General features: G+C 46.1%; 13 protein-coding genes. 5 read left to right on the top strand and 8 right to left on the bottom strand.

Features of this window, described 5'->3' with window-relative positions; all coding sequences use genetic code 11:
- Positions 1-14 precede the first annotated feature (14 nt).
- The 8 genes from yacG to nadC all read right to left on the bottom strand — a co-directional run bounded on the left by yacG (position 15) and on the right by nadC (position 7,121).
- Positions 15-212 (bottom strand): DNA gyrase inhibitor YacG, encoded by a 198-nt coding sequence (gene yacG, locus KI655_RS18415; RefSeq protein WP_032550156.1) that lies wholly within the window; start codon positions 210-212, stop codon positions 15-17.
- 87 nt (positions 213-299) lie between these two features.
- Entirely contained in the window at positions 300-1,040 is a 741-nt protein-coding gene (zapD, locus tag KI655_RS18410) for a cell division protein ZapD (protein ID WP_285407767.1), read from the bottom strand.
- Positions 1,041-1,072: 32 nt separating this feature from the next.
- A complete protein-coding gene (gene coaE / locus KI655_RS18405; RefSeq protein WP_285407765.1) occupies positions 1,073-1,681 on the bottom strand; it encodes a dephospho-CoA kinase in 609 nt (202 codons plus the stop codon).
- Between the two features lie 3 nt (positions 1,682-1,684).
- Entirely contained in the window at positions 1,685-2,554 is an 870-nt protein-coding gene (locus KI655_RS18400) for an A24 family peptidase (protein ID WP_285407764.1), read from the bottom strand.
- 59 nt (positions 2,555-2,613) lie between these two features.
- Positions 2,614-3,843: a type II secretion system F family protein gene (locus tag KI655_RS18395; RefSeq protein WP_285407763.1), complete on the bottom strand. Its 1,230-nt coding sequence runs from the start codon at positions 3,841-3,843 to the stop codon at positions 2,614-2,616.
- Between the two features lie 20 nt (positions 3,844-3,863).
- Positions 3,864-5,549 carry a type IV-A pilus assembly ATPase PilB gene (gene pilB, locus KI655_RS18390; RefSeq protein WP_285407761.1) on the bottom strand — a complete coding sequence of 562 codons (1,686 nt, stop codon included), beginning with the start codon at positions 5,547-5,549 and terminating at the stop codon, positions 3,864-3,866.
- 6 nt (positions 5,550-5,555) lie between these two features.
- Positions 5,556-5,978, bottom strand: a complete 423-nt coding sequence (locus KI655_RS18385) for a pilin (protein WP_285407760.1) — start codon at positions 5,976-5,978, stop codon at positions 5,556-5,558.
- A gap of 252 nt (positions 5,979-6,230) precedes the next feature.
- Positions 6,231-7,121: a carboxylating nicotinate-nucleotide diphosphorylase gene (gene nadC / locus KI655_RS18380; RefSeq protein ID WP_285407759.1), complete on the bottom strand. Its 891-nt coding sequence runs from the start codon at positions 7,119-7,121 to the stop codon at positions 6,231-6,233.
- A gap of 147 nt (positions 7,122-7,268) precedes the next feature.
- Between nadC and ampD the strand changes: the two genes are divergently transcribed.
- The 5 genes from ampD (at position 7,269) to lpdA (ending at position 15,331) form a co-directional block, all read left to right on the top strand.
- A complete protein-coding gene (ampD, locus tag KI655_RS18375; RefSeq protein WP_285407758.1) occupies positions 7,269-7,817 on the top strand; it encodes a 1,6-anhydro-N-acetylmuramyl-L-alanine amidase AmpD in 549 nt (182 codons plus the stop codon).
- Positions 7,818-8,264: 447 nt separating this feature from the next.
- Positions 8,265-9,032, top strand: coding sequence for a pyruvate dehydrogenase complex transcriptional repressor PdhR (gene pdhR, locus KI655_RS18370; protein WP_285407756.1), 768 nt, complete (start codon positions 8,265-8,267; stop codon positions 9,030-9,032).
- 56 nt (positions 9,033-9,088) lie between these two features.
- Positions 9,089-11,752 carry a pyruvate dehydrogenase (acetyl-transferring), homodimeric type gene (aceE, locus tag KI655_RS18365; protein WP_285407754.1) on the top strand — a complete coding sequence of 888 codons (2,664 nt, stop codon included), beginning with the start codon at positions 9,089-9,091 and terminating at the stop codon, positions 11,750-11,752.
- A gap of 12 nt (positions 11,753-11,764) precedes the next feature.
- Positions 11,765-13,660 carry a pyruvate dehydrogenase complex dihydrolipoyllysine-residue acetyltransferase gene (aceF, locus tag KI655_RS18360; RefSeq protein ID WP_285407752.1) on the top strand — a complete coding sequence of 632 codons (1,896 nt, stop codon included), beginning with the start codon at positions 11,765-11,767 and terminating at the stop codon, positions 13,658-13,660.
- A gap of 240 nt (positions 13,661-13,900) precedes the next feature.
- Positions 13,901-15,331, top strand: a complete 1,431-nt coding sequence (lpdA, locus tag KI655_RS18355; protein ID WP_004738171.1) for a dihydrolipoyl dehydrogenase — start codon at positions 13,901-13,903, stop codon at positions 15,329-15,331.
- Positions 15,332-15,636: the final 305 nt, after the last annotated feature.

Below are 15,636 nucleotides of genomic sequence, written 5' to 3'. Positions count from 1 at the left end.
CTCGAATCTCGAACTTAGTACTGATCTTCCGACCAACCATCACTATCCGACATATCCGGAGCACCCGCGATACTGTTCTCTTCGTCGGCCCACTCACCGAAATCAATCATCTGACACTGTTTGCTACAGAAAGGGCGATGTGGACTCTGCTCACCCCACTCAACATCAGTCTGACATTGTGGGCATTTAACGATGGTGATTTTCTTAGACATAATGGTTCTTAGTTGGGTGTAGTTCTAGAATTGTAGGCTTGAGCATGGCTCAAGCCAACTTTAATAAGGTATTTAGCGACAAATAAGCTAGCTGCAGACAGCGAGCTCAAATTCGATATCTTGAGTGCACGCCTGACCACTTTCAAAACACATAAACTTCACGGCAAAGCGGTTCTTATGACCTGAAATCATTGGGTAAGCGCCATACTGCATTGGAATTGAGAGTCGTAAGATATTGGCCTCTTCAGCATCGCTCTGGAAGAAGCCTGCACGAGCGATTTGTGGTTGGAAGCGACCCGTTTCACGAGTTAGCTTTAACCATAGGGTTAGCGCGTCATACAGAGGCTGTAAGCTATCCATCCAAGCTTTAGCATCGTTCATTCTCTTATCGAGAGGCAGATGTAGCCAGTAGTGCAGAGCCGGTAAGTCAAAGCAACATGAACCACCCGGAAGGTTGAAACGCTGACGAATGGCACTCAAGAAGCGATCTTCTTTAAGAGATTGGCCAAAGCGTTCAGCTAGCATTAGCTCACGGTAGATGCTGCCGATGTCTTCTAGCAGTGAAGTGAGCATCTCTTGATCGACGCCTTCGACATTGAGCCAGCTCTTGTACGTTACACGCTGCTTCTCAATGTCTTTTGCCAGTTCACTCTTTAGCTGAATTTGCTCAAAGATTTCGATCAGATCGAAGATTGAACGAAAGAATAGCTGGTACTGCTGAGCATCTGAAAATGTTGAAGACAGGTGCAGTTGCCTCAAGAGGGATTCCACTCTTAAGTAGATACGTGTTTTCTCATTTAGAGGATGTTCAAATTTATGAGTGATCATCAAGCAAACCTTCATTCAACATAAGACTATTTTTACCGATCTTGTGTGCTTATTGCTAGATACTTTTGATGTAATTCTGTGATTTGAGGCAAAAGATCTTGGTTTTTAGTATGGTTTTTAATCACGTCGTCCGCAACCGCTAAGCGTTGCTCTCTTGAAGCTTGTGATTTAAGTATCGCCATCACTTGTTCTTCAGAGACATTGTCGCGACTCATAGTACGCTCAATCTGAACTTCTGTTGGAACATCAACAATTAAAACGCGATCCGCCATACCTTGCATTTGGTTTTCAATCAGTAAAGGTGCAACGAGTAAACCATAGGGAGAGCGAATGTTTGTCAGCCCTTCTTCAATCTTATTGCGGATCATTGGATGAAGCAGTGCGTTCAGCCAAGCTTTATCTTGTGGGTTACTGAAGATCTGTTCACGTAGCTTCGCGCGGTTAAGAGTCCCGTCTTCTAATAAGATCGCTTCGCCAAAATGTTCAGTTATCTGTTGTAAGCCATCACTACCAACAGCAACGACTTCGCGAGCGACGATATCAGCATCGACAATCTCAATATTGAAGTGCTCTTGAAATAGGTCTGCAACGGTGGTTTTTCCACTCGCGATGCCACCTGTAAGGCCAATAATGGTTGCCATAAATTAGATTCCTAATACCGAAGTAAAATACCAAGCCATAATGTTCTCGCCCCAAATCAGGCTAATCCAACCAGCAATGGCGAGATATGGGCCAAACGGGAAGGCTTTATCGATGCCTTGCTGTTTCAATCGTAATTGAATCAAGCCAAATACCAGGCCAACGAGAGAGGAAAGCAAGATGATCATAGGTAGGTGTTGCCAACCAAGCCATGCGCCAAGCGCTGCCAGTAGTTTGAAATCACCATAGCCCATGCCCTCTTTGCCAGTCAGTAGCTTAAATAGCCAATAGACTGACCACAGAGCAAGATAACCAGCCATTGCACCGATAACTGAATCTTGCAGCGAAATTGGGCTAACACCGAACAGTGCCAGAGCAATCCCCGACCAGACTAGAGGCAAGGTGATTTGATCTGGCAGTAGCATGGTATCGAGATCGATGAAGGTCGCTGCAATCAGGGCAAAGGTAAAAAAGATCAAGGCCAGTGCGTAGTAGCTAAAACCAAAGTGAGCAGCAATAAAGCTACACATTACAGCGGTTAGCAATTCAACAAGCGGATAGCGTGGGCTGATAGGATTGGAGCACTTACGACACTTACCTTTGAGTAGTAACCAGCTGATCACGGGAATGTTATCGATAGCGCGGATTTGCGTTTCACACTTTGGGCATGTTGAACGAGGCACGCTTAGGTTATAAGTACCTTTAGGCATAGGAATCTTATAGTCTGGAAAGCTCTCTGAGCACTCTTGTTGCCATTCGCGTTCCATCATAATGGGTAGACGGTGAATGACTACATTGAGAAAACTACCGATAAGTAGGCTGAAGATAAAAGCTAATACGGGGAATAGCCAAGGATAGTAGTGAAATACTTCCATCGTGTCCTGTCCACTGTGGTCTAACTGGCGAGTGCCATGCGTGTGTCATTGATTATCGCCTATCCTAACACACTCATTAGATTAAAGATCGGTAAGTACATCGCAACCACTAAGCCACCGACCACAGAACCCAAGAAAACGATGATTAATGGCTCTAAGATCTTGCCTAAGTTATCGACGGTGTTATCGACCTCAAACTCATAGATAGTCGCCACCTTATTAAGCATTTCATCGAGGTTGCCAGACTCTTCGCCTATCATTACCATCTGCAGCACCATTTCAGGGAAGGCTTGGCTGTTGCGCATCGCGATATACATCGGCATGCCTGCGGCAGTTTCTTTGTGGACTTCAGTAATAGCAGACTCGAAGTGGATATTACCTGTGGTTTTGGCTGTGGTTCTGAGGCTGGTCAGGATAGGTATCCCAGAGCTGAAACTGGTTGAGAGCGTCCGGCTAAACTTAGCTATCGAGGCTTTAGCCATCACTCCACCAATAATCGGTATGCGCAAGCCTATCCGGCTGGTGGCAAGCCTTATGGCATAAGAACGTTTACGAGCTTGTATGAAGAGCACTGTTGCTCCACCCAAACCGACAAATGTATAGAAGCTGTAAGCCTGCATCCAGTGAGATAGCTCCATGACTTTACCGGTAAACCAAGGCAGGTCTGCCCCAAACCCTGAGAACATAGACTCGAACTCAGGTATCACCATAGTTAACATCAAATAGGAAACCGTTAAGGCCGTCAGTACGACCATAACTGGATAAATCAGAGCCTTAACCACTTTAGACTTGAGTTGCTCGCTCTTTTCTCTATAGGTTGCCAGTCGCTCAAAGACTTCTGCAAGGTTACCCGACAATTCACCTGTTGCAACAAGGTCGGTATACAGATCATCAAAATGGCGACTTGCCGTTCTCATCGCTTTGGAGAGCGGGGTTCCTGCTTCAACGCCCTTACAGATCTGCGAGAGTATCGATTTCATTTCAGCTTTGCGGTGATTGTCGGACACCAGCTTGATTGCCTGAATGATTGGGACACCGGTGGAGAGCATGGTGGCTAATTGGCGCGTCAAGATGGTGATGTCTTTGGCTTTGACTCTGTGCGTGAGTCGAGTCATCGCCGAAATACTCTTTTTCTTAATCTTCTTAATCTGGATGTGTTGGTCACGCAGTTTCTCTCTGACCTCTAGCTCTGTTAGGGCAAGAGTTTGTCCTGCAACTTTCTTTCCTGAGCTATTGATGCCTCGCCAATGGTAGTTCTTAAGCTGCGATTGTTTTGGTTTGGTCGCCATAGGGTTACACCGAGGTAGGGTTAGATATAGAGAACACGTTGTAGCTCTTGGTAGCTGGTCACGCCTGATAGCAACTTCTCTAAGCCAGAGTCTTGTAAGGTTTGCATGCCTTCTTGCTTGGCTAAGTTTTCAATTTCTATTGCATTGGGGCGAGAGATAAGACTGGCTTTGAGTTTGTCGGTAAAGGGCATCACCTCATAGATACCGACACGCCCTGAATACCCCTGATTGCATTCATTACAGCCGTCTGGGTTGGCTTGATAGAAAGTATGATGAGGAGCGATAGCGTGATGTTGATAAACCGTTTGGTTGTTGTCTTCAATCTTGCAGTGCGGACATAGCCGCCGTGCGAGGCGCTGGGCAATGATTAAACTCAGCGACGATGCGAGGTTGAATGGCTCAATGCCCATATGAGCAAGACGCGTAACGGTTTCTGCGGCGGAATTCGTATGTAACGTCGATAAGACGAGGTGCCCTGTCTGAGAGGCTTTAATGGCGATCTCTGCGGTTTCAATATCGCGAATCTCGCCGACCATCACGATATCTGGGTCTTGGCGCAAGAAAGATCGTAGCGCCTCAGCAAAACCAAAGCCGATCTTGGGTTGGACTTGTACCTGATTAACACCACACAGGTTTATCTCAACTGGATCTTCCGCAGTCGAGATGTTGCGTTCAGAGGTATTAAGGATGCGAAGCCCAGTATAGAGAGAGACGGTTTTGCCACTACCGGTTGGACCCGTCATCAAGATCATCCCTTGTGGGCGTTTGAGTGCGTTGAGATACAGTGCCTTTTGTTGCTCGCTGTAACCCAATATATCAATATCAAGATTGGCCGCACTGCTGTCGAGTAGCCTGAGAACAATCTTTTCACCCCATAGCGTTGGGAGAGTTGAGACGCGCATATCGATGGCGATTTCTTGGTTGAGTCTTAGCTTAATTCGACCATCTTGAGGTAGACGACGCTCTGCTATATCTAGCTTCGCAAGGATCTTTAGACGTGCAGAAAGGCGGCGGCTGAGATGAGCGGCGGGCTGTTGGGTTTCAACTAAGATACCATCACAACGCAGCCTGACTCGGTAATACTCTTCATAGGGTTCGAAGTGGATATCCGAAGCACCTTTGCGCACCGCATCAACTAATATTTGATTGATGAAGCGACTAACGGGGGAGTCATCTTGGCTCAGATCTTCAATGGTGGTGACTTCGTCATCTGAGATCTCAACGAGGTGAGCCAGTTCATCTTGGGTGATCTCTTTGCGGTTACCATCACTGCTAGAGATAGCCTTACCATAGAGGCGACGGATAGCGCTTTCGAGCGTTTGATGATTGGCCAATACCAATTCAATCTGCAACCCAGTCGCGAAACGGAAGTCATCTTCTGCCTGTAAGTCGGTAGGATCGGCCGATGCGAGCGTTAGGCTGGAGGGGGATTTGGCAACGGGAATGGCGTGGTGCTTGGTGATGAGTTCACGCAGCCCCAATTGCTCGCACTGCGCCTCGTAGTCGTAATCGGCTAAAGAGATGATCGGTAATCCGAATATATGAGAGGCATGTTCAGCAAGGGCGTTAGATGTAAAGAACCCAAGCGTAATCAAAGCCTCTGGGGTAGAACTACCAGAGGCTTGCAGATGTTCCACTACGACTTGTTCTTGGGTCAGGCTAAGTAGGTTAGCCTGACGTAAAACTGTGGGAAGGTTGGTTAGCATATTTTATTAGTCACAGCCTTCTAGCTCTAGACCTGTAAGAGTTGTGTTAGCACTTCGAGCACATCCCCATCCAGTGTCTGAACGCGTGACCGTAATAACACCAGAATTTAGAGCACCAGAATCGAAGGTGAATGTAATTGCAGCAGCAGAAGCTGCTTGAGTAGCTATTCCAATTTCTCCAAGTGAATTAGCGCCTGAAGCGACTCCCATAGCATTTAAAGTTGTCAAATTACCGTTCTCTTGGATAAATAACTCAGCAGGTGTTATGACACCTTTGAGAGTCGCAAGAGCAGAGGATGCTTCACTCTTATTTACGTAGTCTTTATAAGCAGGAACTGCTATTGCAGATAAGGCGCCAATAATCGCCACCACAATCATCAACTCAATTAACGTAAAACCCTTCTGCTTTGTTTGTCTTTTCTTGTTCATTGTTCTAATCCATTTATTGTTGGTTACAGTGCAAGCACCTGATGGATTTAGAATAAGAGTCGGTAATCCTGTGTGGAATGGCGTTCAGAGAAGGGCGCGAGTCGCTTTGAATTTATTAGTGACTTGTTTCATATTCTGCATGGATTTATGCGACCGAGTTAAATAGAGTGTCTCAATAGTGAAATGGTAGGTATAAAAAAGGCACCGGATTGAGCGGTGCCTTTAATAGTAAATGTGTTGTTAATCAATAGATTAATCTTTGAAGCGCATCGAAAGATCCATCGCTTTTAAGTGTTTAGTCAATGCACCTACCGAAATGTAATCAACGCCAGTTTCTGCAAACTCAGCAATTGTTTCTAGAGTCACGTTGCCAGAGTTTTCCAGTGCCGCACGACCTGCGTTGATCTTAACGGCTTCACGCATCATGTCTGTCGTGAAGTTGTCTAGCATGATGATGTCAGCGCCAGCGCTGATCGCTTGCTCTAACTCTTCTAGGCTCTCGGTTTCTACTTCAACAGGTTTACCTGGGTTGAGTTCTTTCGCTGTAGAGATAGCTTTCTCGATACCACCACAAGCAATGATGTGGTTCTCTTTGATTAAGTAAGCGTCGAAAACACCAATACGGTGGTTAAAGCCGCCACCACAAGCGACTGCGTATTTTAGAGCGCTGCGCAGGCCAGGGATGGTTTTACGAGTATCAAGCAAGCGACACTCAGTGTGAGCAATCTTCTCTGCATAGATAGCCGTCGCGGTTGCACAGCCAGAAAGCGTTTGGATGAAGTTCATCGCATTGCGCTCGCCCGTTAATAGTGCGCGTGCAGGACCTGATAGCGTACATAGCGTTTGGTTTGGCTCAACCTTATCGCCATCTTCTACGTTCCACTCGATCGTTACTTCACCGCCCAGCTGCTTGAATACTTCATCGGCCCAAGCTTTACCACAAAATACACCGTGTTCACGAGTAATGATGGTTGCGCTGTTTACCGCATCCGCTGGAATTAGACTTGCAGTGATATCAGCCGCTGGATCTAGGGTGCCGCCTAGGTCTTCTTTGATTGTCTCGGCAACCGCGCGAGAGATCTCTAGTGGAAGTTGCTCTTTTAGGTAATCAAGGCGCTGTTGGCTGTTATGTGTGTTTTTCATCGCAAATCTAATCTTGAAAGGGAGTGGGGTACGAATGATACTCTTGCTTCACAGCAAATTAAAGGGTTGAGCCCGACTCGTGTTAGGTCGAGCTCACACTGACAGTATTATATATTGAGTAGTAAAAGAGTAAGGAGGGGGGCATTAATGATGATCAGTGAAACAGGGTGGTACAACGCCGCAAGACATGTGCCTTCTCCATTTTATGATGCGCGTCCTTTGCAAGATGATATTTCCTTGCTGGTGGTGCACAACATCAGCCTACCACCGGGTCAGTTCGGAGGTCCTTACATTGAGCAGTTCTTTACTGGCAAACTAAACCCTGATGAACATCCTTTCTTTAAAGTGATTCACAACATGGGGGTGTCGGCACATTGCCTAATTCGTCGAGATGGCGAGGTGGTACAGTTTGTGTCGTTTTTAGACAGAGCTTGGCATGCGGGCGCATCTAGCTTTGCAGGTCGAGATCGCTGTAACGACTACTCGATAGGAATTGAACTGGAAGGAAGTGATTTCGTTGCTTACACAGAATCGCAATATCAAGCCCTTGCTCAACTTACCCAATCCCTTACTCACCGCTTTCCTGAGATTACGCCACAGCGTATCACCGGTCATCAATACATCGCACCACTGCGTAAAACCGATCCAGGCCTCTCTTTTGATTGGATAAAGTACCGCCAGTCTTTACTGGACTAAATTTCTCATACTCATAGAGGTGTATATTTTATTTAGCGCGACTGTTAAGGGCTTGTAAACGTTCTGGGTGCAAGCCCTTTTTATTCGTTCAACAATGTGATGAATCTTTCACATGGTTAGATGTGACCATTTATTAATGGGTTTTATTCTCAATCTGTGCGCTTGGTTGGAATTTTAATCAACTCTGCCTAATCAATCTGAAATATTTCATTTTTATCCTGAAACTTTCTAGCACGAACACTCCCCAAAAGTATTACCGCTGTAAATGGTAAGACCAATTTGGTTGCTGTTTTAAATTTCAAATGTTAAATCACGGTTAATTCACACTGTGTTCTATGATTCAGGTCAATTTTCAGCTGGACAGTGGCGTTTTAATTATGTTAATTTCTGCACAACTTAAAATTGGTATTACCAATTGTCAGCAAAGAAAAAGAAGAACAACAAACTATGGCTTATCAAAGGATTCGTCAGCCAAAACTCTCTGATGTCATTGAACAAGAGTTGGAAAGGTTGATTGTGGAAGGAACACTGGCGCCTGGGCAGCAACTGCCGCCAGAGCGTGAACTGGCTAAACAGTTCGATGTGTCTCGTCCTTCAATCCGAGAAGCGATACAACGTTTAGAAGCCAAGCGCTTGCTTACCCGCCGTCAAGGTGGGGGAACGTTCGTCAGTGAAAATATCTGGAAGAGCTTTTCAGATCCGCTCCTGAATTTGTTGTCCACCCACTCTGAAACCCAACTAGACTTGTTGGAATCGCGTCATGCGATGGAGGGGATTTCTGCTTACTTTGCGGCATTACGTGGTACCGAGGAAGACTTTGCTCGAATTCAAGCGTGCCAAGAAAAGATTCGAAGTGCGCAAGAACAAGCTGATATCGAAGCTGAATCGGCAGCTGTGATGGCTTTCCTTATCGCTTTAACGGAAGCTGCTCATAACGTTGTGTTGTTACACATTGTTCGCAGCCTAGCACCGTTACTTGAGCAAAATGTCTTAGAAAATCTAAAGCTGTTGCATCGTCGTAAAGACGTTGTGGAAAAAGTGAGTATACATCGAGCTAACATCGTGGATGCGATTGTTTCAGGACAGCCAGAACAGGCGCGTGAAATGTCACATTCTCATTTAGCTTATATCGAAGAAACATTGCTGGATTTGACAAGAGAAGAGTCGCGACGCGAACGTTCACTTCGTCGAATTCAACAGGGTAAAGAGTCGTAATCCTACGGCTTTTTACATGTTTAGTAGAATCCAACTAACAAAAAGGATAGATCGCCATGTCTGACATGAAGCATGACGTTGATGCTCTGGAAACTCAAGATTGGTTAGAAGCTCTTGAGTCAGTAGTACGTGAAGAAGGTGTAGAACGTGCACAGTTCCTACTAGAAACAGTTCTAGAAAAGGCGCGTTTAGACGGCGTTGATATGCCAACTGGTATCAACACTAACTACATCAACACCATTCCAGCAGCACAAGAGCCAGCTTACCCAGGTGACGTAACTCTTGAGCGTCGTATTCGTTCGATTATTCGCTGGAACGCAATCATGATCGTATTGCGTGCTTCTAAGAAAGACCTAGACCTTGGTGGTCACATGGCTTCTTACCAGTCTGCAGCGGCGTTCTACGAAGTATGTTTCAACCACTTCTTCCGTGCTCCAAACGAGACAGACGGTGGCGATCTGGTTTACTACCAAGGTCACATCTCTCCAGGTATCTACTCTCGTGCATTCGTTGAAGGTCGTCTAACTGAAGAGCAGCTAGACAACTTCCGTCAAGAAGTAGACGGCAAAGGTGTTCCATCTTACCCGCACCCTAAACTGATGCCTGAATTCTGGCAGTTCCCTACAGTATCTATGGGTCTAGGTCCGATCTCTGCGATCTACCAAGCTCGTTTCCTTAAGTACCTAGAAGGCCGTGGTCTTAAAGATACTTCTGCTCAACGTGTCTACGCTTTCCTAGGCGACGGTGAGATGGATGAGCCAGAATCACGTGGTGCTATCTCTTTCGCTGCGCGTGAGAAGCTAGACAACCTATGTTTCCTAATCAACTGTAACCTACAGCGTCTAGATGGCCCTGTAATGGGTAACGGTAGCATCATCCAAGAACTTGAAGGCCTATTCAAAGGTGCAGGTTGGAACGTTGTTAAAGTTATCTGGGGTAGCAACTGGGATTCTCTGCTAGCTAAAGACACTACTGGTAAGCTTCTTCAACTAATGAACGAAACTATCGACGGTGACTACCAAACATTCAAATCTAAAGATGGCGCATACGTACGTGAGCACTTCTTTGGTAAGTACCCAGAAACAGCTGCACTAGTTGCAGACATGACTGATGACCAAATCTTCGAACTGAAGCGTGGTGGTCACGATTCTTCTAAACTGTTCGCTGCATTCAACAATGCAAAAGAGACAGGTGGCAAGCCGACTGTAATCCTAGCTAAGACTGTTAAAGGTTACGGCATGGGTGAAGCTGCAGAAGGTAAGAACATCGCACACGGTGTTAAGAAGATGGACATGACTCACGTACAATACCTACGTGACCGTCTAGGCCTACAAGACATCCTTTCTGATGAGAAAGTAGCTGAACTTCCTTACCTAAAACTGGAAGAAGGTTCTGCTGAGTACGAATACCTGCACGCACGTCGTAACGCGCTACACGGTTACACGCCTGCTCGTCTTCCAAACTTCACTCAAGAGTTCAAAGTTCCTGAGCTAGAAGAGTTCGCTCCTCTACTTGGTGCACAGAAGCGTGAAATCTCAACGACTATGGCATACGTTCGTACGTTGAACATTCTTCTTAAGAACAAGAACATCGGTAAGAACATCGTTCCAATCATCTGTGATGAAGCACGTACGTTCGGTATGGAAGGTCTATTCCGTCAGGTTGGTATCTACAACCCACACGGTCAAGAATACACTCCAGAAGATAAAGGCATCGTTTCTTACTACAAAGAAGCAACGTCTGGTCAAGTTCTTCAAGAAGGTATCAACGAGCTAGGTTCTATGGCTTCATGGGTTGCTGCTGCAACTTCATACAGCACAAACGACCTGCCAATGATCCCGTTCTACATCTACTACTCAATGTTCGGTTTCCAACGTATTGGTGACATGGCATGGCTAGCAGGTGACCAACAAGCTCGTGGCTTCCTACTAGGTGCTACAGCTGGTCGTACAACACTGAACGGTGAAGGTCTACAGCACGAAGATGGTCACTCGCACATCCAAGCGAACACTATCCCTAACTGTATCTCTTACGACCCAACGTTTGCTTACGAGCTAGCGGTAATCATGCAAGACGGTATCCGTCGCATGTACGGTCCTGAGCAAGAGAACGTTTACTACTACCTAACAGTAATGAACGAAAACTACGCAATGCCAGCAATGCCAGAAGGCGCTGAAGAAGGTATTCGTAAGGGTATCTACAAGCTTGAGTCTCACGAAGGTGCTAAGGGTAAAGTTCAGCTAATGAGCTCTGGTACTATCATGAACGAAGTACGCAAAGCAGCGACTATCCTAAGCGAAGAGTACGGCGTAGCATCTGACGTGTTCTCTGTAACGTCTTTCAACGAGCTAACTCGTGACGGTCAAGATGCAGAGCGTTACAACATGCTTCACCCGGAAGCTGAAGCAAAAGTACCTTACATCACGACTGTTCTTGGTAACGAACCAGCAATCGCTGCGACGGACTACATGAAGAACTACGCTGAGCAAGTACGTGCATTCATGCCAACTGAGTCTTACAAAGTACTTGGTACTGATGGCTTCGGTCGTTCTGACAGCCGTGAGAACCTACGTCGTCACTTCGAAGTTAACGCAGGCTACGTAGTTGTTGCAGCGCTAACTGAGCTGGCTAAACGTGGTGATGTTGAGAAATCAGTAGTTGCTGAAGCAATTGCTAAGTTCAACATCGATACAGAAAAAACAAACCCGCAATACGCATAAGGTAGAAAAACAATGGCAATCGAAATTAACGTACCTGACATCGGTGCTGATGAGGTTGAAGTAACTGAGATTCTAGTAAACGTTGGCGACAAGGTTGAAGAAGAACAGTCACTGATCACTGTTGAAGGCGACAAGGCTTCAATGGAAGTTCCTGCGTCTCAAGCGGGTATCGTAAAAGAGATCAAAGTAGCGGAAGGCGATTCTGTTACTACTGGTTCTCTAATCATGATTTTCGAAGCCGAGGGTGCAGCGCAAGCTGCACCTGCTCCTGCGGCTGAAGCAGCTCCAGCAGCGGCTCCAGCTCCAGCAGCAGCGGCAGAGCTTAAAGAAGTTCACGTTCCAGATATCGGTGGCGACGAAGTAGAAGTTACTGAAATCATGGTTGCAGTTGGCGATGCAGTAGAAGAAGAGCAATCTCTTCTAACTGTTGAAGGCGACAAAGCATCAATGGAAGTTCCTGCACCATTCGCTGGTACAGTTAAAGAGATCAAGATCGCTTCTGGTGACTCAGTATCTACTGGTTCTCTAGTGATGGTATTCGAAGTGGCAGGCTCTGGTGCGCCAGTAGCAGCTGCTCCTGCAGTTGAAGCGGCTCCAGCAGCAGCTCCTGCGGCATCAGCAGAAAAAGAAGTAAACGTTCCTGATATCGGCGGTGACGAAGTAGAAGTTACTGAAGTAATGGTAGCGGTTGGCGATACAGTAGAAGAAGAGCAATCTCTAATTACTGTTGAAGGCGACAAAGCTTCAATGGAAGTTCCTGCACCATTCGCTGGTACAGTTAAAGAGATCAAGATTGCAGCTGGCGACAAAGTGTCAACTGGCTCTCTAATCATGACTTTCGTTGTTGAAGGCGCAGCTCCAGCTCCTACTGCGGCTCCAGCGCAAGCGGCAGCACCTGCTCCAGCAGCAGCTCCTGCACCAAAAGCTGAAGCTCCAGCGGCGGCACCAGCAGCAAGCGACTTCCAAGAAAACAACGACTACGCTCACGCGTCTCCAGTTGTTCGTCGTCTAGCTCGCGAATTTGGCGTTAACCTATCTAAGGTTAAAGGTACTGGTCGTAAGAGCCGTATCCTAAAAGAAGACGTTCAGTCTTACGTTAAAGATGCACTTAAGCGTCTTGAGTCTGGTGCTGCGGCATCTGGCAAAGGCGGCGACGGCTCAGCTCTTGGTCTACTACCTTGGCCAAAAGTTGACTTCAGCAAGTTCGGCGAAACTGAAGTTCAGAAGCTTTCTAAGATCAAGAAGATCTCTGGTGCAAACCTACACCGTAACTGGGTGATGATCCCTCACGTTACACAGTGGGATAACGCAGACATCACTGAGCTAGAAGCATTCCGTAAAGAGCAGAACGCAATCGAAGCTAAGAAAGACACTGGCATGAAGATCACTCCTCTTGTGTTCATCATGAAAGCTGTTGCTAAAGCGCTAGAAGCGTTCCCAGCGTTTAACTCTTCTCTTTCTGAAGATGGCGAAAGCATCATTCTTAAGAAGTACGTAAACGTAGGTATCGCAGTAGATACTCCAAACGGTCTAGTTGTTCCTGTATTCAAAGACGTGAACAAGAAAGGCATCTACGAGCTATCTGAAGAGCTAATGGCTGTGTCTAAGAAAGCACGTGCTGGTAAGCTAACTGCAGCTGACATGCAAGGCGGTTGTTTCACAATCTCTAGCCTTGGCGGCATCGGCGGTACTGCATTTACGCCAATCGTAAACGCTCCAGAAGTAGGTATCCTAGGTGTATCTAAGTCTGAAATGAAGCCAGTGTGGAACGGCAAAGAGTTCGAACCACGCCTACAACTTCCACTGTCTCTATCATACGACCACCGTGTGATCGATGGTGCTGAAGGTGCACGCTTCATTACTTTCCTAAACAGCGCACTATCTGACATTCGTCGTCTAGTACTGTAATTTAGAAAGTAATTATTAAGGTGGCTTTCGAGTCACCTTAATTCTTTATACAAAGCATTTTTTAGAGAACAGTTCCCGCTTTTCTCATAAAGCGAAAGGGAAGTGTTGTCTAGCTCACAGGCTAACTTAAAGCTACTTTCACACTGTTAACATCTCTGTAAAATGTTGGCTGTTTGAAAGCCCAATAATTTAAGAACATCTTCTCAAGCCTGTTAGGGATAATGACTACAAGAGGTCACAATGAGCAAAGAAATTAAAGCCCAAGTTGTTGTACTTGGTTCAGGTCCTGCTGGTTACTCAGCTGCATTCCGTTGTGCGGATTTAGGTCTAGAAACAGTACTAGTTGAACGTTACAGCACTCTTGGCGGTGTATGTCTAAACGTTGGTTGTATTCCATCTAAAGCACTTCTTCACGTTTCAAAAGTAATCGAAGAAGCGAAAGCGATGGCTGAGCACGGCGTTGTATTCGGTGAGCCACAAACTGACATCAGCAAGATTCGTATCTGGAAAGAAAAAGTTGTAGATCAACTGACTGGCGGTCTTGGCGGTATGGCTAAGATGCGTAACGTAACTGTTGTTAACGGTTTCGGTAAGTTCACTGGTCCTAACAGCATTCTTGTTGAAGGTGAAGGCGAAGCAACAACAGTTAACTTCGACAACGCAATCATTGCTGCTGGTTCTCGTCCAATCAAACTGCCATTCATCCCACATGAAGACCCACGTATCTGGGATTCTACTGACGCGCTAGAGCTGAAAGAAGTTCCTGAGAAACTACTTATCATGGGCGGTGGTATCATCGGTCTTGAAATGGGTACGGTTTACCACTCTCTAGGTTCTAAAGTAGACGTAGTTGAGATGTTCGACCAAGTTATCCCAGCGGCGGATAAAGACATCGTTAAAGTCTTCACTAAGCGTATTAAGAACAAGTTCAAGCTAATGCTTGAGACTAAAGTAACTGCAGTTGAAGCGAAAGAAGATGGTATCTACGTTTCAATGGAAGGCAAGAAAGCACCAGCTGAAGCTGAGCGTTACGATGCAGTTCTTGTTGCTATCGGTCGTGTTCCAAACGGCGCACTTATCGACGCTGAAAAAGCAGGTATCGAAGTTGACGAACGTGGTTTCATCAACGTTGATAAGCAAATGCGTACAAACGTTCCTCACATCCACGCGATCGGTGACGTTGTTGGTCAACCAATGCTTGCTCACAAAGGTGTGCATGAAGGTCACGTAGCTGCTGAAGTTATCTCTGGTAAGAAGCACTACTTCGACCCTAAAGTAATCCCATCAATTGCGTACACTGAGCCAGAAGTTGCTTGGGTAGGTAAGACTGAGAAAGAAGCGAAAGCGGAAGGCCTAAACTACGAAGTTGCAACTTTCCCATGGGCTGCTTCTGGTCGTGCAATCGCTTCTGACTGTGCAGATGGTATGACTAAGATGATCTTCGATAAAGATACTCATCGCGTAATCGGTGGTGCTGTTGTTGGTACTAACGGTGGTGAGCTTCTTGGTGAAATCGGCCTAGCAATCGAAATGGGTTGTGACGCAGAAGATATCGCACTTACTATCCACGCTCACCCAACTCTACACGAGTCTGTTGGTCTAGCTGCGGAAGTATTCGAAGGTTCAATCACTGACCTTCCAAATAAGAAAGCAGTGAAAAAGAAGAAGTAAATACTCTTCATACTTGAAGCCGCAGCGTTGTTAACTGCGTAAGTTCACCCTAATTACATAGAACTCCTATGCTCATAGGGCTGAACTTACTTGTTGCCTAGCTGCAACTCCAATTATTTCGAGTATATGCAGATTGTAAAAGCCGCTGATTCGTCAGCGGTTTTTTTGTGTCTGAGGTAAAGAGCAGTAACGTTTTACTTCGAGATGCGAATACGCTGCGCTCCGAGATACGAAAAGCGAGTACATCAAAACAAAAAGGGTTGACCCACTAGGTCAACCCTTCACACTTCTTCTCGAATCTCGAA

The sequence above is a fragment of the Vibrio sp. D404a genome, assembly GCF_030248535.1.
Taxonomy (GTDB): domain Bacteria; phylum Pseudomonadota; class Gammaproteobacteria; order Enterobacterales; family Vibrionaceae; genus Vibrio.
The sequence above is the reverse complement of the archived record's forward strand: the minus strand, read 5'-3'. Positions and strand labels throughout refer to the sequence as shown.